Here is an 18387-nt window from a genome sequence, read left to right on the forward strand (position 1 = left end):
CCTTGGGGATCAGTGACCTGCACCAGCTTCGGCAGCTGCTGCGCCGCTGCCAGAGACGCCAGCGCTGGTGGGCTTGCCAATGAGAGATGCCTGAAGGGCGGCATCCGCCAGCCAGAACTGCTGTTCGGCGTTCAGTGCCGCCATCACAGAGTTCACCTGGTCACGGGAGTCGGCGAGCAACTCAAAAACGCTGATCAGCATTCCGTTGTAGCGAAGCTGGTTTTCTTCGGATATGGTTTTGCGCAGGGGGATCACCTCGTCGCGGTGGTGACGCGCGATGTCATATGCCGTGCGGTACGCGGAGTAGCTCTCCCGAAGGTTCGAGCCCGCTGCGCGTGCGCTTGCTTCGAGTCGGTTGGCTGCAGCCAAAGTTTGTGCGTTCATCGCATCGCGTCGCACACCACCCCAGTCGAAGATCGGCAGCTGCAGACTGATCTCGAAGCCGCGCCGCGTGGAGTGAGTGTTTTCGGCGGCATCAAAGACTGAGTCTCGCCGCACGCCCAACTCGATGTCTGTGAAGGTTGTAATCGTGTTCCAGCCTTGCGCGCGTACGGCTGCGTCGTAGTCGGCTTTCGCGATCTGCAGATCCAGGCGCCCCTTGGATGCCTGACGGCCAGCGTCCAATGGGGAAAGCGGCTCCTTGGGCAGCGCGGGCAGGCGCTCAGGCAACTTGAGCTGCTGGGCTTGGCTATCGTCCAGGCCTAAAAGCCGCACCAGCTCCTCATGGGTCGCCGTGACCTGGTGCTGGGCGCTGGCCAGTTGGGTCGCCGTATCGGCATAGAACGCTTGCTGGCGTGCACGGTCAAGTTTGTTGAAATTCCCCACTGCCTGCATGCGCTTGGCTAGTTCGGCACTGGCCTGCGCGCTAGCGACGACCTGTTGGGTGTAGGCCAGGGTCTGTTGCGCAGCAACGGCGCGGACCCAAGACTGTCGTACCTGTGTGACTTGATCCACCACATCGCTACTCAGGCGCAACTGGGTCTGCTTGATGCGTCGCTCGGCAATGCCCTTGCGCGTCGGCAATGTCAGCAGATCCAGCAGGCCGAAGGACAGGATGCGACCGATTTCCGTCTCGCTGCCCAAGCGCACGCGCTCCAGGCTCAGAATGGGATTGGCGATGCGTCCGGACTGGGCTGCCGTAGAAGCGTCCGCCCAGTTTTGGGCCACGAGGGCCTGTAGGGATGGGCTATTGACCAGTGCGAGTTGCACGGCATCCTTTTGGCTGAGCGGTTTGGCCAGCAAATCCGAAGCGCGCTGGTGCAACGCGTCACGCTCGGTCTGGTCCCGAGCCAAGGTAAGCTGGCCATCCGTAAAACCGCTTGCGGCGTCATTGGCGCTGGAGATGTTCTGCTCCAAATTCACGCTTGCGCAGCCAGACAAGACCACCACTGCAGCCACGGCGATCACGAGTTTGGCGCGGGGCATGTGCAAGGGGCGGCTCATTGTTTGCCTCCGTGGTGTGCGTCATGGCCTTGGGTGGGTTGGTCCTGGCCGGCTGCGGGTGCTGTCTGGCGCATTTCCTTGGCATAGGTGCGCCATCCTCCGATTTCCCCCACCTTGTCATTGGCCGCCTTCCAGGGCTGAACGGCTTGCTCTTTGTAGGTGTCGTAACCCGAGAGGGAGGAGCTGTACGAAAGTTTGTAGTCCACCTTCGCGGATTCGCCCTCTGGCATCTGTGCCAATGCCAGCGAGGGCGCTATTAGCGCGGCGGCAAGCCAGGGGGTTGAGGTAGGTCGTGAAAGCCAGGAATTTCTCATAGGTTCACCATGCGTTCTTGATGCAACGCATTGTGTGAGCCAACAGCTTCCGACGACATAACAGCTTCATTACATCTTTGTCATGTTCAAGAAAGCCTGTGTTCTAGAGGCACACTTGCGGCCATTCGCAGTGCTGGGGAGATCCCGTGAAGATATTGATCGTCGAGGATGAAATCAAAACAGGCGAATACCTGCGCCAGGGGTTGCGTGAGGCGGGGTTCAACGCCGATCTGGTTCACAACGGAGTCGATGGCCTGCATCTGGCCCAGGAAGGTGACTACGACCTAGTGATTCTGGATGTGATGCTTCCAGGGATGGACGGCTGGCAGGTTCTCACCAGTCTGCGTCGCCGGGGCCTGGAGATGCCCGTACTGTTTCTCACGGCCAAGGATCAGGTGCAAGACCGGATCAAAGGATTGGAACTGGGGGCGGACGACTACTTGGTCAAACCGTTTTCCTTTGCCGAGCTACTGGCGCGAGCGCGCACCATCCTCAGGCGTGGTCGCAATGGCACCGAGGTGACGGTCCTCCAGGTGGCCGATCTAGAACTGGACCTCTTGCGGCGGCGAGTCAGCAGATCTGGCAAACGCATCGACCTCACGGCCAAGGAGTTCGGACTCCTGGAGCTGCTGATGCGCCGCCAAGGGGAAGTTCTGCCGCGCTCGCTGATCGCGTCGCAGGTGTGGGATATGAATTTCGATAGCGATTCCAACGTGATTGAGGTGGCGATGCGCAGGCTTCGGGCCAAGATTGACGATGCCTATGACGCCAAGCTAATCCAGACGGTGCGGGGGATGGGGTATGTGCTTGAAGCGCCGCAGGAGCGTGCGTGAAAGCCCGGTACTCGCTCACGACACGGCTGACGGTCTTTTTTACTTTGGCGTCCGCCCTGGTGCTGATCGGCCTGGGGACTCTCGTGGCGATTTCCATCGACCGGCATTTTGTGGAGCTTGACCGCGATGCGCTGCGTGACAAGGTTCACCTGACGCGTGAAGTCATCGGTAAATCGAAGTCGCCGCAGGATCTGAAGACGCGGCTGGATGACGTTTTGCACAGCCATGAGGGCCTCTTCGTCACCGTGCTTCGCAATGGGCAATCGCTGTACTCGACAGAGGATTTTGAGTTTCCTGCGGACTTGAGCGTGCGGACCCTGCATTCCCGCTTGGGGGTTGCCTCGTGGCGAATCAAGGACCGTGAGTACCGGGGAATGTCCGAAGCCGTGACGCTGCCAGGTTCCGCAGAACTGCCGCTGCAGGTCTGGGTGGCCGTGGACATTGCCCACCACAAGCACTTCATGTACGAATTGATTTGGGTGCTCGGGGGCTACGTAGCATTGGCCACGCTGGTGGCCGGGGTCCTGGGTTGGTGGGCCGCAAAGAATGGTCTGGCACCGCTTCGGGCCATGCGGTCTCGGGCCATGGCCATCACGGCACAGCGACTGGACGAGCGAATGCCAACCCAGGAGTTTCCGGTGGAAATGGCCGACTTGGCGACTACCCTCAACGAGATGCTGCGGCGCCTGAAGGAGGAGTTCGACCGCCTGTCCGAGTTTTCTTCGGACCTGGCTCACGAGCTGCGTACACCGATCAACAATCTGATGACGCAGACGCAAGTCACGCTCAGCCAGGCTCGTTCCTCCGAGGAGTACCAGGACATATTGGCCTCCAACGCCGAGGAATACCAGCGCTTGGCCCGCATGGTTGCTGACATGCTGTTTCTGGCCAAGGCAGACCACGGGCTCATTCTTCCTAGTACGGAGAAGATCGCTGTTCACGATGAAGCACAGGCCCTGTTTGATTTCTACGAGGCACTGGCCGAAGAAAAGCAGGTTCGTCTGCAGTTGACCGGGGCGGCGGAGATCATTGGCGACCGGTTGATGCTGCGCCGGGCGCTGAGCAATCTCCTGTCCAACGCCATTCGCTACACCCCGCCAGGCGAGCAGGTGGCCGTAGACATCCAAGGGGACCTGCACGGAACCACCGTGGATGTTGTCAACACCGGGCCTTCCATTGATGAACAAATGATCCCTCGCCTGTTTGACCGCTTCTTTCGGGCAGACAAGTCGCGCAAGCAGCTGGATTCCGATGGCGCGGGCTTGGGCTTGTCCATCACCCAGGCGATTGTTCACGCGCACCGGGGGCGGATTTCCGCGAGTTCGGCCGGTGGCAGAACTTGTTTTTCGATGTATTTCCCCAGTGCACAGAGCATTGGCAAGCACCTCACGACAAATGCATGACCCCCTGGCAACCCTCATAGACTGCTGGAAGGCAGATCCGAGCAGCACCTACAACACCTGGTTCCTGTGGGATCAGCGGATCAAGAACTTCCGCTCCATTCGCCGAGGCATTGCGCAGGTGGTGCAGGACATCCGAGGCGGAACATTTGGCAACGCCTACCGAGGCTCCTCTCTGGAGACGATCGTTGGTTCCGTGGCAGAGCAGCGCCAGATTTTCAAAGGAGCGGACCACGCATTCCTCTGGAAGCCCAAGCTGCGGATTCCGGACATCTACGAGAACACGGATAATCAGCTCGCCTTCGCAGACCTTCTTCACACTTGTGATCACTGCGACTGCGCGGAAGACGTGGTGGCCGCCATACAGCGCATTGATGCAATTGGCATCAAAGGCTTGGGCCCAGCGGTCGCCAACTTGCTGTACTTCATCCACCCAACGCTGGTCTCTCCCTTTAACACGGCCATCGTCAATGGTTTCAACGCGGTGACCGGGGGGCGCGTGAAGCTCGGGCGCTGGGGCCACTATCTCTCCATGCGGGAGGGCTTGCTGCGCTTGAACGCGCAGTACCGGCTAAAGCTGTCGAATGATTTGGGTGCAATCGCGGGACTCATGTTTGACATTGGCAGTGGCCGATATGCAGCGCCGCCACCAGCCATGGATGCGGCGGCGACAGCTCTCTGGCAAGAAGACCTTGAACGTGTGCGGCAGGAATCCACCGCATTGCAACGGGAACTGTCCCAGGCGACCGAGAGCGATGCGACCCACACGGGTGTCCAGGCTTCGCTGCGCGACCTGGGAAAGGCCCTCGGGTTTGAGGTCTGGATCGCGTCCAACGACCGGGGCCGCGCCTATGGAGGGGGGCTGCTGGGAGATGGATGCCTCGCGCAGCTGCCCGCCAGCCTGGACCGGGGTTTGGAGTCTGTGCGACTGATCGATGTCGTATGGGTTGATCCCCAGACCTCGCAATTCGCTGCGGCATTCGAAGTCGAACACACCACGTCCATCTACTCGGGGATTGTGCGCATGCTCGATCTCGCCCTGGGTACGCCGGTTGCAGGCAACTGCGCGCTGTTTCTGGTGGCGCCAGACAATCGCAGAGACAAGGTCGCTGAGCAACTTCAAAGGCCCGCCTTCTCCAGGGTGTCAGAGCTGGGAATCCGGTATTTGCCCTACAGCCAGCTGGAGCAGAACCATGCCTCCATGAGCCGCTTTGGGTCCAGCATCAAGCCGCTGCTGGAGATTTCGCAGCGGCTGTGAGCCACGGCTACTTCGTGCGGCGCGCGGCCTTTTGGACCCCAGGGATGCGGCAACCCACGGTGATGTCGGCAAGATGAAGTTTCTGTAATCCCGAACGGCGGGATTGACGGGTAGCGCCTTGCGTTGCGAAAACTACAGATCGAACTCCAATCTCTACGATTGGGCATCGCCTCGGTTCAGATTTCGAGGCAGAACTTCGCAAACTCTTCACCCCCAGAAAGCCTCGGCATGAACGTTACGACAAAGCCATTGGATGCACTATTGCCTGTCAGTTCGCTGGGAAACTCTGTGTCCAAAGCACCGAGCCTCCAGGGAGGTGGTTTTCTGGACGCGATGAAGCAGGCGCTTTCAACCACAAGCCAGTTGCAAAGTGAGTCTGGCCGCCTGAGCCGCGAGGTCACATTCGGCAATCCCACGGTCAGTCTGGAAGAAACGATGCTCGCTGGCGTCAAGTCGAACATCGCGTTTCAGGCCACGCTTCAGAGCCGCAACCGCATTGTTCAGGCCTACACCGATGTGATGAATATGCAGGTCTGATGCTCGGAGGTCAGAGCAATGTAAAAGCTGATGTCGCACGCACTTGCTGCTGGCGCCGCAGACATGCATGGCGAGCCAACTGGAGATGGGCCTGTTTCGAAAGCCCTCTCCAGATCAGCAACCGACCGCCCGGAGAACCTGTTTAGAACCGAGGAGCCTTGACGGATTCGTCAGAGGTGGCGGCCACAGCAGCATGGTGAGCAGCGCGGTAGCGGTCGGGATAGATTTCGTTGAGTTTACGACCGTCTTCTCCCACGGAGACGATTTCACCTTCGCGTATGGCGCGAGCCAGCTCACTCTTGACCTGATCGCGGGTTTTGGACGGCGCGTTGGCCACTACGGGGTAACGGCTAGGCACGATCTCATTGAGCTTGGCCCCCGATTCGCCGCCCACCAGGATGTCGCCCGTGCGGATTGCTTGTTCCAGTTCTGCGCGCACTTGGTCTCGCGATTTTGTGGCCTGTGCAGACGCAGTCGCCGGATACGCACCGGGGTTGAGTTGTTTGAGCGTCAGACCGGATTCACCGAAAGCAAGCATGTCACCGCTTTGCATGGCCTGGGCCAACTCGGCCTGCACTTGTTCACGTGTCTTGCTGACCGCTTGGTCTGATGCGAAAGCGGGAGCGGCGATGAGAGAAAGGATGATGAGGGCGGACTTGAGTTTCATGATGGTCTCCTGCTGCGCTGGATGCACGGTATGGTTCATCCAGGTGGCGTTTTCTGCGCCACGGAGAGAAGTCTAGAAATCGCGTCCCCACGGCGAGGTGACCCTTTGATTACGCTTTTGAAAACAACTGGCAATGCATGCGCATCCGAGCGAAAGGCAGCATCATTCTCGGAGCAAATCAGAGTGCTCTCACAGCGGCGGTTCTTTGCATTACAAAAATGTCATCCATCCATCATCTTCCGGTGATTGACCAAGATCGAAACTGCCCCTCAACACGACGCGCACGGATTTCTTAAGGCTGCGTGACGTGAGGTCGTCAGCCAGGCTGACGTTTCAATGACCTATGCGAGGGCCAAAATCATGTCCAACAATCTATTTGCTTCTGTCTTTGCCGCGGCTCTGTCCCTGGCTTCCGCAGCCTCTTTCGCGGCGCCCACAGATGTGGAAGTGCACGATCAAGCGCCGCCAGTCAAAGAGCAGGTTGGAGAAGGCAAGACGCGCTACTGGAACCATCCCAGACTGGGCATGGTCAAGGTTGACGCTGCGGGCCACATGCTCACGCCTCGCTTGACCACGGCTGACGTTGGGCGCCCCGCCGTTCCTTCTGGACAACCATCGACCCGCACACCTTGAAGAGCTTGACTGAGGCAATAAGGCATTCGTTCGACACCTGGACTGTGCAGGCGTTCGGAGGGCAATTGACACGACAGAAGGCCAGTAGCAGCTATTTGCGCTGGTGGGAACGACGTTTGTGCGTTCGCGGGTGCGATCCAGAAGTACGCCCCGTGCTTGGCCGCTCATTCCTGTTGTAGGTCTGTTTCCCGTCTTCCTTGACGAACTCTAAAAGGCCCTTTTTGGCAATGAACTGCACAGCGTGAAACCAGGACGCTTGCGGGTGTCGCCAGCTAGGGGCTGTTGAGAATCAAGCACAACGGCTCGGAGGGCTGTGATGCAATAGGCGCATGAGCATTCGATGGGTACTGACAGACGAACAATGGGCCAAGATGGAGCCTCAATGCCTTGGCAAGCCAAGTGATCCTGGACGCAGCGGCACAGACAACCGCCGCTTCGTTGAGGCAGTGCTGTGGATTGCCCGCACAGGCAGCCCCTGGCGAGACCTGCCGCCAGAGTTCGGCAAGTGGAACACGGTGTTCAAACGCTTTAGAGACTGGGTTAAGGCCGATGTGTTCCAACGTCTGTTCGATGCAGTGAGCGAGCAGCCGGACATGGAATATGCGATGGTGGATGCCACGATTGTGAAAGTGCATCGGCACGGCCAGGGAGCAAAAGGGGGACTTCGGGCCAGGCCATAGGCCACTCGAGGGGCGGCATGACCACGAAGATACTGGCGCTGACAGATGCATTGGGCAATCTGGTGAAGTTCGTCTTGATGCCAGGGCAGCGCCACGACACCAAAGGGGTCAGAGAGCTGATTGCCGATGTGCGCTTTGATGCCTTGCTTGCCGACAAGGCCTTCGATGTGAATTGGCTGATCCAGGAGTTGGGTAAGCGCGGGGCGCAGGCGGTGATCTCACAGATGCCGCGAAGGAGAGCGCCACTGGAGATTGACCTGGAGGTCTACAAATGGCGCCACTTGATCGAGAACTTCTTTTGCAAGCTCAAGGAGTTCAAACGTATCGCAATGCGCAGCGACAAGACGGATAGCAGCTTCGCAGCGATGATCTATCTCGCAGCTGGGGTTATCAACTCTCGCTGATTCTCAACACGTCCTAGAGCATTTCTATTTTCAGGCTTGACATTGCCACGGTGTTAAGCCCTATCGTTTTCACCGTGACCATCATTGTCTCGATGGTCACTTCTTGGAGATCGCTATGAACCACGACCACACCACAGGGCATTCAGAAGGTGCCAACGCCAGTCGAGGCAGTCGTAAATTGATAGGCGCCGTAATCATGATTGCGCTCATCGGGGCATTCTTCGTGCTCAGAGAGCATTGGTCGCACATTGCGGGCTACTGGCCATATCTGCTCTTGCTGGTTTGCCCGTTAATGCACCTCTTCCATGGGCATGGGGGGCACGGCTCTCACGAAAGCGATTCGAGCAAAAAGTAATCTCGCAGGCACACAAAACATTTGCAGGGAGGCCATTCATGTCCAACGCGGAACCGCACGATCACACCCACCATGGCCATCATTATGAGGGGCCCCACAGGGAGGCACCGCCGCTTACGACGGGACTTAGAGATCCAGTCTGCGGTATGGACGTGACGGAACAATCGCATCACACAGCGGACCACGAAGGACAGCATTACTACTTCTGTAGCTCCAAGTGCCGGACGAAGTTTGCTGAGGAACCAGGCAGGTACGCTGTCACGCCTCCTGGTACCGAGAAGGTTGTGCGTGAGCCTGCAGCAACTCAGCCCGGCACTATCTACACCTGCCCAATGCACCCGGCGGTGCAGCAAGACCATCCAGGAAACTGCCCCAAATGCGGCATGACGCTGGAGCCCATGTTGCCCACGCTGGATGAGGGAGAAAACGCCGAACTCGTGGATTTCCGGCATCGCTTCTGGTGGACGTTGCCACTGACCGTGGTGGTCACCGTCCTGGCCATGGTGGGGCACAGGCTGCAGTGGTTCGAAATGGCCACCCAGAGCTGGATTGAGCTGGTGCTGACGGTTCCCATCGTGCTGTGGGCTGGCTGGCCCTTCTTTGTGCGCGGCGCTCAGTCCATCGTGAACCGCAGTCCCAACATGTGGACGCTGATCGGCCTGGGCACGGGGGCCGCTTTCGTCTACAGCGTGGTCGCCACCGTGGCGCCTGGGGTGTTTCCAGCCTCATTCCAGGCTATGGGCCGCGTGGCGGTGTACTTCGAAGCTGCAGCCGTCATCATCTCTCTCACGCTGCTGGGTCAGATGCTGGAGCTCAAGGCGCGCTCGCAGACTTCGGCCGCCATCAAGTCGCTGCTGGGCCTGGCCCCCAAGACCGCGCGGCGTATTGACGCCAACGGTCAGGAGAGTGATGTTCCCTTGTCCCATGTCCATGTGGGAGATCTCTTGCGCGTGCGCCCTGGTGAGAAGGTGCCGGTGGATGGCGTGGTGGTCGAGGGGAGCAGCGCGGTGGACGAAGCCATGCTCACTGGCGAGCCGGTGCCCATCGTCAAAGGGCCTGGTGATGCCGTCATCGGTGCCACACTCAATACCAACGGGGCACTGGTGATCCGGTCCGAGCGGGTGGGCTCCGCTACCATGCTGTCGCAGATCGTTCAGATGGTTGCGCAGGCACAGCGCTCACGGGCCCCCATGCAGCGCATGGCCGACCAGGTGGCGGGGTACTTTGTCATGGCCGTGGTGGGTATCGCGTTGCTCACGCTGTTCGCGTGGGGCCTGTTTGGTCCGGAGCCACGCTGGGTCTACGGCCTGGTCAATGCAGTTGCGGTGCTGATCATCGCGTGCCCTTGTGCGTTGGGCTTGGCAACGCCCATGTCCATCATGGTGGCCACAGGCCGGGGGGCGACCAGCGGCGTGCTGTTCAGGGACGCGGCAGCCATCGAGAACCTGCGCAAGGTGGACACGCTGATCGTGGACAAGACTGGCACCCTCACCGAGGGCAAGCCCTCCTTTGAACGTGTGGTGGCTATGCCTGGCCTGTCCGAGGACGAAGTGCTGCGCCTGGCAGCCAGTCTGGACCAAGGCAGCGAGCATCCGCTGGCCGATGCCATTGTCCAAGCGGCCCGAGCCAAGGGCCTACCTCTGGACAAACCCGAGGACTTTGAGTCCGGGTCGGGTATCGGTGTACGCGGACAGGTCGCTGGACGCCAGCTCGCCCTGGGCAACACGGTCCTCATGGAGCAGGTGGGCGTTTCTGCGAATCCGTTGCTTGCGCAGGCAGAGGCCTTGCGCGCCACAGGCGCCAGTGTGATGTACCTGGCGGCCGACGGCCAGCTTCAAGGCCTGCTGGCGGTCTCGGACGCCATCAAGGCAAGCACGCCGGAAGCCTTGGCAACGTTGCATGCGGCAGGACTGCGCATCGTCATGGCCACGGGCGACGGCATGACCACCGCCAAGGCGGTAGGTGCAAAGCTGGGGATTGATGAGGTCCACGGCGAGGTCAAGCCTGCGGACAAGCTGGCTCTGGTGTCCCGACTACAAGCCGAGGGCCGTGTCGTTGCCATGGCTGGAGACGGCATTAACGATGCGCCAGCCCTTGCCAAGGCAGACGTGGGGATCGCGATGGGCACTGGCACTGATGTGGCCATGAACAGCGCGCAGGTCACCCTGGTCAAGGGCGATCTGCGGGGGATTTCCACGGCGCGGGAACTGTCGGAGGCTACGGTAGGAAACATGAAGCAAAACCTGATGTTTGCCTTCCTCTACAACGCGCTGGGCATACCGATTGCCGCAGGGCTGCTCTATCCCTTCACTGGCTGGCTGTTGTCGCCAATGATCGCAGCCTTGGCAATGAGTCTTAGCTCAGCTTCGGTCGTTTTCAACGCTTTGCGTCTCCAGACTCCATTGATAGTTCAGCCGCGTAGGTGAAAGTGGAACTCTGCATCGGCGATCCGCTTTGACGGGAGGCTTTTGGGCCTAATCTGCAGGTGGCACTACTTGATCGAGACTTCTTCGGAAAATTCAAGACCTTTATGTCCATCTGTCTCATTCAGAGACAAGACGGATGCGAGCTTCGGTCGCTGAAATTCTCTTTGTTTCGGCCGTTCTCAAATCACGCAATCTTTCAAAAAACCAGAGCTTTCCAACTTGTAACGTGGCGGTCACCGTTGAGTCGATACGACCTTCATACAGTTGACATCACGACACGGAAATTCCAGATCCGGAGTCGATTTTCAATCTTATGAAGGAGTTTTTTTCTATGTCTCGCATTAACACTTTGCTGTCGGTCGCCTTTGTATCGATGATTTCTGCGACCTCTCTAACAGCATTTGCCAGCAGTGGTTTTACCCCTGCAGCAACTGAAGTCGGCGGTGCATCCCACGCGATGCCAGTGACCCAAACACGAGCCCAAGTTGAGTCGGAGTTGCAAGCCGCGCGCGCAGGCGGCTCGCTTGCAAAAATATCTAGCGAGGCTGGCTATGCCCCCGAATTTGAAAAAACTACCCAAGGTGGACTCACACGAGAAGCGGTTCTTCAAGAGTTGCGTCGCGCTCAGGAAGACGGATCAATGCGTCGCATCAACAGCAATCGAGGGTACTAAACTGCGTTGACATGTCAACATGTGGAAAGAACTGTGAGCGACACATTAATTCGACCACACGTACACCTCATGAGCCAGCAAGGGGGTGAGCATGGTCAGCGATTCTCAGCGTTGCGCTAATTTGACCTTGGTCAAATGAGTATCGCCACCAACTGCCTAATATCTGATTATGATTTTCTTCAGGAGTACCGTATCGCGACAAGGGCGCTGGATGACCAGTGTTCTTGCCACAGCGTTGCTTCTGATGCAGTTCGCGTTGGCTGTGTACGCCTGCCCCAAGCTGGATTCGACCGCCCACATGGCATCGATGCAAAAAGCTGGGATTGACATTGAGAATGCCGTTGGCATGCCCTCCATGCCCGATTGCCACGCGATGGCAGGTACTATGGATGAACAAGATCCACAGCTGTGCCGAGCCCATTGCAATGGCGACAGCCTGTCGTCCCCCTCGCAACAGGGCCTTGAATTGCAGTTGATCGCGGCGCACGCAATTTGGGTTGCCTATGTGCTCCCGGTTGTGCTCGAATCAGAGCGCGATACTGACCCACGGGCTGTCTACGCAGAGTTGGACAGTCGAGCGGGCTCCCCCCCCATCTATCTGACCCATCAGGTCTTTCTGAATTGATCGTGCACGGCGCGTGCGCTGCCTTGCAGCGTGCGCGCAGGTCTGACTTCGTGCCCATCAATTTCGAGGACCACCATGCCCATCATTTCTTTCGACGCTCCCGGCGAGCGTCTGTCTGCGCAGCTGCGCATTCTTCCCATCTCACACGACAGCCAGGCGCGCAATATCTTCCATCTGCGCCGGAGCGCTCTGGGGTTCCTGCTGGCTGGCATCGGTTTGGCTGGCGGCCAGGTACATGCCCTCAGCTTTACCGATGCCCTAGACCTGGCGGAGCAGCACAGTCCCCGCATCACTGCCCAGCGGCTGCAGATTGACGCGGCCAGCAGTTCCCAGAAGTCGGCAGGAACGCTGCCGGACCCCAAGCTGTCGGTTGGTGTAGAGAACTTCCCTATCAGCGGCATGGACCGCTTCAGTCTCACGCGCGAGTCCATGACCATGCAGCGCTTGGCGCTGATGCAGGAGGTGCCCAACCGCGCCAAACGAGATGCCCAGATTGCCAGTGCACAGGCCAAGGTGGAGCGTGAACGCGCCACCCTGGCGGTCCAGCGCCTGCAGATTCGCCAGGAGCTGAGCCAAGCGTGGATCATGGCCCAGGCCATTGAACAGCGCGACCAGGTACTTGCCGATTTAATGAGTGAGAACCAGCGCCTCCAAGACAGCCTGCCTGCCCGCATTGCGGGGGGGACGGCCCAGGCGGGAGACCTCCTGATGGCCAGGCAGGAGGCGCTTGCGTTGTCGGACCGCAGGGACGATCTGCAGCGGGATCGGTCCAAGGCCAGGGCGATGTTGCGGCGCTGGGTTGGCGCCCGTTCCGACGAGGTACTGCAGGGCACTCCAGGGCCCTTGAGCCGCCCTCTGGACCAGCTGCGTTCGGAGGTACACCGCCATGCCGAACTGGCGCAGTATCCCGCCATGCAGGGCATGGCCTTGGCGGAGACGCGCGAAGCCCAGGCAGAAACCAAGGGTGATTGGTCCTGGGAAGTCGCATACAGCCGCCGTGACCGCCGCTGGGGCGACATGGTGTCCTTCCAGGTGACTTTTGATCTTCCCTGGCAACAGGAGCGGCGTCAGGGACCCCAGATCAAGGCCAAGCAGCTGGAACTGCAGCGCCTGGAAGCCGAGCAGGAAGACGTGACCCGCAGGCACCTGCAGGAACTGGAGGACAGCGCCTCAGAGCTGGCGGCACTGAACAGTCAGATCGAGCGGCTGCAATCGACTGGCATGGGCTTGGCACAGGGGCGTGCCGAACTCGCGTTAGCCAATTACCAGTCTGCCAAAGGCGACTTGAGCGCCGTGCTGGCGGCTCGGGCCCAAGTGCGGGAGACGCACTGGCGGCTCATTGATCTGCAGGCACAGCGGGACACCGTGATTGCCCGCCTGAACAGCCTGATTGCCGACTGAAGGGAGAACCACATGACCAATACCGTTTTCAAGAAGACCGCTGTGGCCGTGGCACTGGTGGCTGCTGGCATCGCCCTCGGCTGGGGCGTCTCCCAATGGCGCACCGCGAACAACCGCGCACTGGGAGCCAGTCCCGCATCGACAGAAGCAGCAAAAGCCGACCGCAAGGTGCTGTACTGGTACGACCCGATGTCGCCGACGCAGAAGTTCGACAAGCCAGGCAAGTCCCCCTACATGGACATGGCCTTGGTACCCAAGTATGCGGATGAGGACACTCAGGAAAGCTCCGGCCTGAGCGTCTCGGCCCAGGCCGTGCAAGCCCTCGGCCTGCGCACCGCCCTGGTAGAGCAGCGAGACATTGGGTCCGATGTGGACGTGCTGGGCACGGTCCAGCTCAATGACCGGGATGTGAGCATCGTCCAGGCCCGCTCGGGCGGCTTCGTGGAACGCGTCTATGCCCGGGCCCCGGGCGACGTGGTGGCCGCAGGCGCGCCATTGGTGGATCTTCTGCTGCCTGAGTGGGTGGCTGCGCAGCGCGAGTTTCTCGCGGTCCGGGCGCTCAAGGACGAATCGCTAACGGCAGCTTCGCGCCAGCGGCTGTCACTGCTGGGCATGCCTGCCTCGCTCGTGGCCCAGGTGGAGCGCACGGGCGAACCTCAGGGCCGCTACACGGTGACCTTCCCACTAGCAGGGATGGTGGCCGAACTGATGGTGCGCCAGGGCATGACGGTCTCTGCGGGTGCCAGCCTGGTGCGCGTGAACGGCCTGGCCAGCGTCTGGATCGAGGCTGCAGTTCCCGAAGCGCAAAGTGGTCCCTTGCAATTGGGACAAGACGCCCAGGTCCGACTGGCCGCGTTTCCGGGCGAAACCCTTAAAGCCCGGGTTGTGAGCATCCTGCCGGAGGCCAACCGGGACACCCGCACAGTGCGCGTGCGCCTGGAGCTTCCCAACCCCACCCAGCGCCTGAAGGCGGGCATGTCCGGACAGATCGTCCTGGCTGGACGTACACAACCAGCGCTGCTGGTGCCCAGCGAAGCGGTGATCCGCACCGGCAAGCGGGCGTTGGTCTACGTGGTGGACAGTCCTGGAAAGTACCACCCCGTCCAGGTGCAACTCGGTGCGGAAATCGATGACCGCCTCGTCATTCAAAGCGGCCTCACCGCAGGGCAACAGGTGGTCGCCTCGGCACAGTTCCTGATCGACTCGGAAGCCAGCCTGCGAGGCATCATGCCCACACAGCCTCCAAGCAGCGGCGTACAGCCGATCAACGAACAGGGGTCTTCAAAGTCTGCTGCTCCGGCATCGAAGAGCTTTACGGTGCGAGGGGTGGTCGATGAGGTCACGCCAACCGAGCTGACCCTTACCCATGAGGCCGTGCCTGAACTGAAGTGGCCCGGCATGACCATGCCATTCAAGCTGGCAAACCCGGAGCTGGCCAAGGCCCTGAAACCCGAGCAGCAGGTCAAGTTCACCTTCCAGCAGCAAGGCAAGGACTTCGTGATCATCGCCGTGGAAAGGATCAAGCCATGATCGCGCGACTGATCCGCTGGTCGGTGGCGAACCGATTCCTGGTTCTGCTGGCGACCGTGATGCTCACGGCCTGGGGCGTGTGGGGTGTGCGCAGCACCCCCGTGGACGCGCTTCCCGATTTGTCGGATGTCCAGGTCATCATCCGCACCGCCTATCCCGGCCAGGCGCCGCAGATCGTGGAAAACCAGGTGACCTACCCACTGGCCACCACCATGCTGTCCGTCCCGGGTGCCAAGACAGTGCGCGGCTTCTCTTTCTTTGGCGACTCCTTCGTCTACATCCTGTTCGAGGACGGTACGGACCTGTACTGGGCGCGTTCCCGCGTGCTGGAGTACATGAATCAGGTGCAGGGACGACTACCCGCCACGGCCAAATCGTCGCTCGGCCCCGACGCCACCGGGGTCGGCTGGATCTACCAATATGCGCTGGTGGACCGCACCGGCAAGAACGATCTCGCCCAGCTGCGGGCCCTGCAGGACTGGTTCCTGAAATTCGAACTCAAGAGCCTGCCCAATGTCGCGGAAGTGGCGTCGGTGGGCGGCATGGTCAAGCAGTACCAGGTGGTGCTTGATCCGATCAAGCTCGCAGCCCAAGGGCTGACCCAGGGGCAGGTGCGCGAGGCCATCCTGGGCGCCAACCAGGAAACGGGCGGGTCGGTGCTGGAGTTGTCCGGAGCCGAGTACATGGTGCGCGCCAGCGGCTACCTCAAGACGCTGGACGACTTCCGGGCCATCCCGCTGGTGTCGCGCGCCGGGATTCCCGTGCGCTTGGGTGATGTCGCCACACTCCAGATCGGTCCGGAGATGCGGCGCGGTATCGCTGAACTCGACGGCGAGGGGGAAGTGGCCGGTGGCGTGGTGGTCCTGCGCTCGGGCAAGAATGCCCAGGAAACCATAAAAGCCGTCAAGGCCAAGCTCAGTGAGCTGCAAAGCAGCCTGCCCCAGGGCGTTGAGATCGTGACCACCTACGACCGCAGCGCACTCATTGAGCGGGCGATCCAGAACCTCACCACCAAACTCATCGAGGAGTTCATCGTGGTGGCTGTGGTCTGTGTCTTGTTCCTCTGGCACCTGCGCTCCGCGCTGGTCGCCATCATTTCTCTGCCTCTGGGGATCATGGCGGCGTTTCTGGTGATGCGCTACCAGGGCATCAACGCCAACATCATGTCCCTGGGCGGGATTGCGATTGCCGTGGGCGCCATGGTCGATGCGGCCGTGGTGATGATCGAGAACGCCCACAAGAAGCTGGAGGCCTGGCAGCGCAAGCATCCAGACCGCCAACTGGTGGGGGAAGAGCGCTGGAAGGTGATCACTGAAGCTGCCGAGGAGGTGGGCCCCGCGCTGTTCTTCTCGCTGCTTATCATCACCTTGTCCTTCGTGCCCGTTTTCACGCTGGAAGCACAGGAAGGTCGCCTGTTCGGACCGCTGGCGTTTACCAAGACCTATGCGATGGCCGCAGCAGCGGCTCTCTCGGTCACGCTGATCCCCGTCCTCATGGGCTACTGGATCCGAGGGCGTATCCCTGACGAGCAGAAAAACCCGATCACGCGCGCGCTGATTGCCGTGTACCGACCTTGCCTGGAATGGGTTCTGCACCGCCCCAAATCCACACTGGTCATCGCCGTGCTGGCGCTGACGACCACGATCTGGCCCCTCTCGCGGCTGGGGGGCGAGTTCCTGCCCAGGCTGGACGAAGGTGATCTGCTGTACATGCCGTCGGCGCTTCCGGGTCTGTCGGCGCAGCGGGCCACCGAACTGCTGCAACTGAGCAACCGGATGATCAAGACGGTGCCCGAGGTCGAGCGCGTCTTCGGCAAGGCGGGCCGCGCGGAGACCGCCACGGATCCGGCACCGCTGGAAATGTTCGAGACCACGGTGAAGCTCAAGCCCAGAGACCAATGGCGTCCAGGAATGACGCCCGAGGGTCTGATCGAGGAGCTGGACAAGGCCGTCAAGATTCCTGGCCTGTCAAACATCTGGATTCCGCCCATTCGCAACCGGATCGACATGCTGGCCACCGGCATCAAGAGTCCCATCGGGGTCAAGGTGACCGGCAACGACCTGAAGGTGATCGACGGGATCGCTGCCCAGGTCGAGCAGGTCGCCAAGGGCATTCCGGGAGTGACTTCGTCTTTGGCAGAGCGCCTGACGGGGGGGCGCTATGTCGATGTCCGCATCGATCGCACGGCCGCAGGGCGCTACGGGCTGAACGTGTCCGAAATCCAGGCCGTGGTCTCCGGGGCCATCGGTGGTGAAAACGTCTCGGAAACGGTCGAGGGCCTGGCCCGCTTCCCGATCAACCTACGCTATCCGCGAGAGTGGAGAGATTCCCCAGAACGCCTGGCCCAGTTGCCTCTCTCCACCCCCATGGGTCAGCAAATCACGCTGGGCACGGTGGCCAGCGTTTCTATCACCGATGGACCACCCATGCTCAAGAGCGAGAACGCCCGCCCATCGGGCTGGGTGTATGTCGATGTGCGGGGGCGCGATCTGTCATCGGTGGCCAATGACCTGCGCGATGCGGTGAGCCGCCAGATCAAGCTGGAGCCCGGGGTCAGCATCACCTACTCGGGCCAGTTCGAGTACCTGGAGCGGGCCAATGCCCGCCTCAAAGTGGTGGTGCCTGCCACCTTGCTGATCATCTTCGTGCTGTTGTATCTGACCTTCTCGCGCATGGGGGAGGCGGGACTGATCATGGCGACGCTGCCATTTGCGCTCACTGGGGGCATCTGGTTCCTGTACCTGATGAACTACAACCTCTCGATCGCCACCGGTGTGGGCTTCATCGCCCTGGCGGGGGTCGCGGCAGAGTTCGGGGTGGTCATGCTCATCTACCTCAAGCACGCACTGGCCGAGAGATGCCCAGACGGCAGGCAGCCTACGCTGGAAGAGCTGCTGGACGCGATCCGCGAAGGTGCCGTGCTGCGCGTGCGCCCCAAGGCCATGACCGTGGCTGTCATCCTGGCGGGCCTGGTGCCCATCGTGTGGAGCAGCGGGACAGGCTCGGAGGTCATGAGCCGCATCGCGGCCCCCATGCTGGGCGGCATGGTGACGGCGCCGCTGCTGTCCTTGTTCGTGATTCCTGCGGCCTATGTGCTGATGCGAAGGCCGAGTAAACACGATCAGCTGGACACTGATGCTTCGTGAAGCTGGCTTGGGGCGCCCCCTTGGGGGCACCGAGTTTGCCAATCGAGAGGCTGGGTGGCGAT

Annotated in this window: 14 protein-coding genes and 1 pseudogene; 12 read left to right on the forward strand and 3 right to left on the reverse strand. The window is 60.6% G+C overall.

The window, feature by feature from the left end; genetic code table 11:
* Window positions 1-9: 9 nt before the first annotated feature.
* Both CLU86_RS06810 and CLU86_RS06815 read right to left on the reverse strand, forming a co-directional pair.
* Window positions 10-1443 carry a TolC family protein gene (locus CLU86_RS06810; protein WP_099655470.1) on the reverse strand — a complete coding sequence of 478 codons (1434 nt, stop codon included), beginning with the start codon at window positions 1441-1443 and terminating at the stop codon, window positions 10-12.
* Window positions 1440-1649 (reverse strand): hypothetical protein, encoded by a 210-nt coding sequence (locus CLU86_RS06815; RefSeq protein WP_233194850.1) that lies wholly within the window; start codon window positions 1647-1649, stop codon window positions 1440-1442. Before CLU86_RS06815 ends, CLU86_RS06810 begins: the two co-directional genes overlap by 4 nt.
* A gap of 254 nt (window positions 1650-1903) precedes the next feature.
* On the opposite strand from CLU86_RS06815, the gene CLU86_RS06820 reads away from it, so the two are divergent.
* The 4 genes from CLU86_RS06820 (at window position 1904) to fliE (ending at window position 5785) form a co-directional block, all read left to right on the forward strand.
* Window positions 1904-2590, forward strand: a complete 687-nt coding sequence (locus CLU86_RS06820) for a heavy metal response regulator transcription factor (RefSeq protein WP_099655472.1) — start codon at window positions 1904-1906, stop codon at window positions 2588-2590.
* Window positions 2587-3993, forward strand: coding sequence for a heavy metal sensor histidine kinase (locus CLU86_RS06825; protein WP_099655473.1), 1407 nt, complete (start codon window positions 2587-2589; stop codon window positions 3991-3993). Before CLU86_RS06820 ends, CLU86_RS06825 begins: the two co-directional genes overlap by 4 nt.
* Window positions 3986-5248 (forward strand): type II restriction endonuclease, encoded by a 1263-nt coding sequence (locus tag CLU86_RS06830; RefSeq protein WP_099655474.1) that lies wholly within the window; start codon window positions 3986-3988, stop codon window positions 5246-5248. The genes CLU86_RS06825 and CLU86_RS06830 overlap by 8 nt, the downstream gene beginning before the upstream one ends.
* 228 nt (window positions 5249-5476) lie before the next feature.
* The gene (gene fliE / locus CLU86_RS06835; protein ID WP_099655475.1) at window positions 5477-5785 is read left to right on the forward strand and encodes a flagellar hook-basal body complex protein FliE; all 309 of its coding nucleotides are present in this window, start codon (window positions 5477-5479) and stop codon (window positions 5783-5785) included.
* A gap of 142 nt (window positions 5786-5927) precedes the next feature.
* Here the strand turns inward: fliE and CLU86_RS06840 are convergent, their stop codons facing one another.
* A complete protein-coding gene (locus CLU86_RS06840) occupies window positions 5928-6452 on the reverse strand; it encodes a DUF4148 domain-containing protein (RefSeq protein ID WP_099658632.1) in 525 nt (174 codons plus the stop codon).
* A gap of 1004 nt (window positions 6453-7456) precedes the next feature.
* Here CLU86_RS06840 and CLU86_RS06845 point away from each other — a divergent pair.
* From CLU86_RS06845 to CLU86_RS06875, 8 genes and pseudogenes are all read left to right on the forward strand, one after another.
* Window positions 7457-8169 (forward strand): annotated as a pseudogene (locus tag CLU86_RS06845) (IS5 family transposase).
* 115 nt (window positions 8170-8284) lie between these two features.
* A complete protein-coding gene (locus CLU86_RS06850) occupies window positions 8285-8524 on the forward strand; it encodes a DUF2933 domain-containing protein (RefSeq protein WP_233194853.1) in 240 nt (79 codons plus the stop codon).
* A 38-nt stretch (window positions 8525-8562) separates the two neighbouring features.
* The gene (locus tag CLU86_RS06855; RefSeq protein ID WP_199173414.1) at window positions 8563-10950 is read left to right on the forward strand and encodes a heavy metal translocating P-type ATPase; all 2388 of its coding nucleotides are present in this window, start codon (window positions 8563-8565) and stop codon (window positions 10948-10950) included.
* A 331-nt stretch (window positions 10951-11281) separates the two neighbouring features.
* A complete protein-coding gene (locus tag CLU86_RS22575; RefSeq protein WP_143225942.1) occupies window positions 11282-11623 on the forward strand; it encodes a DUF4148 domain-containing protein in 342 nt (113 codons plus the stop codon).
* A 211-nt stretch (window positions 11624-11834) separates the two neighbouring features.
* Window positions 11835-12248, forward strand: a complete 414-nt coding sequence (locus CLU86_RS06860) for a hypothetical protein (protein ID WP_233194854.1) — start codon at window positions 11835-11837, stop codon at window positions 12246-12248.
* Between the two features lie 75 nt (window positions 12249-12323).
* Entirely contained in the window at window positions 12324-13649 is a 1326-nt protein-coding gene (locus CLU86_RS06865; RefSeq protein ID WP_099741091.1) for a TolC family protein, read from the forward strand.
* A 12-nt stretch (window positions 13650-13661) separates the two neighbouring features.
* The gene (locus CLU86_RS06870; RefSeq protein ID WP_099741092.1) at window positions 13662-15179 is read left to right on the forward strand and encodes an efflux RND transporter periplasmic adaptor subunit; all 1518 of its coding nucleotides are present in this window, start codon (window positions 13662-13664) and stop codon (window positions 15177-15179) included.
* Window positions 15176-18325, forward strand: a complete 3150-nt coding sequence (locus CLU86_RS06875; protein ID WP_099655479.1) for an efflux RND transporter permease subunit — start codon at window positions 15176-15178, stop codon at window positions 18323-18325. Before CLU86_RS06870 ends, CLU86_RS06875 begins: the two co-directional genes overlap by 4 nt.
* Window positions 18326-18387 lie beyond the last annotated feature (62 nt).

Origin of the sequence: Acidovorax sp. 62 (assembly GCF_002754495.1) — a bacterium.
In the GTDB taxonomy this organism is placed as follows: domain Bacteria; phylum Pseudomonadota; class Gammaproteobacteria; order Burkholderiales; family Burkholderiaceae_C; genus Acidovorax.

Bases quoted from the DNA above. Each gene is read 5' to 3' on its own strand.
- CLU86_RS06810 (WP_099655470.1), bottom strand. From the start codon at position 1,443: ATGAGCCGCCCCTTGCACATGCCCCGCGCCAAACTCGTGATCGCCGTG.
- CLU86_RS06830 (WP_099655474.1), top strand. From the start codon at position 3,986: ATGCATGACCCCCTGGCAACCCTCATAGACTGCTGGAAGGCAGATCCG.
- fliE (WP_099655475.1), top strand. From the start codon at position 5,477: ATGAACGTTACGACAAAGCCATTGGATGCACTATTGCCTGTCAGTTCG.
- CLU86_RS06840 (WP_099658632.1), bottom strand. From the start codon at position 6,452: ATGAAACTCAAGTCCGCCCTCATCATCCTTTCTCTCATCGCCGCTCCC.
- CLU86_RS06850 (WP_233194853.1), top strand. From the start codon at position 8,285: ATGAACCACGACCACACCACAGGGCATTCAGAAGGTGCCAACGCCAGT.
- CLU86_RS06855 (WP_199173414.1), top strand. From the start codon at position 8,563: ATGTCCAACGCGGAACCGCACGATCACACCCACCATGGCCATCATTAT.
- CLU86_RS22575 (WP_143225942.1), top strand. From the start codon at position 11,282: ATGTCTCGCATTAACACTTTGCTGTCGGTCGCCTTTGTATCGATGATT.
- CLU86_RS06860 (WP_233194854.1), top strand. From the start codon at position 11,835: ATGACCAGTGTTCTTGCCACAGCGTTGCTTCTGATGCAGTTCGCGTTG.
- CLU86_RS06865 (WP_099741091.1), top strand. From the start codon at position 12,324: ATGCCCATCATTTCTTTCGACGCTCCCGGCGAGCGTCTGTCTGCGCAG.
- CLU86_RS06870 (WP_099741092.1), top strand. From the start codon at position 13,662: ATGACCAATACCGTTTTCAAGAAGACCGCTGTGGCCGTGGCACTGGTG.
- CLU86_RS06875 (WP_099655479.1), top strand. From the start codon at position 15,176: ATGATCGCGCGACTGATCCGCTGGTCGGTGGCGAACCGATTCCTGGTT.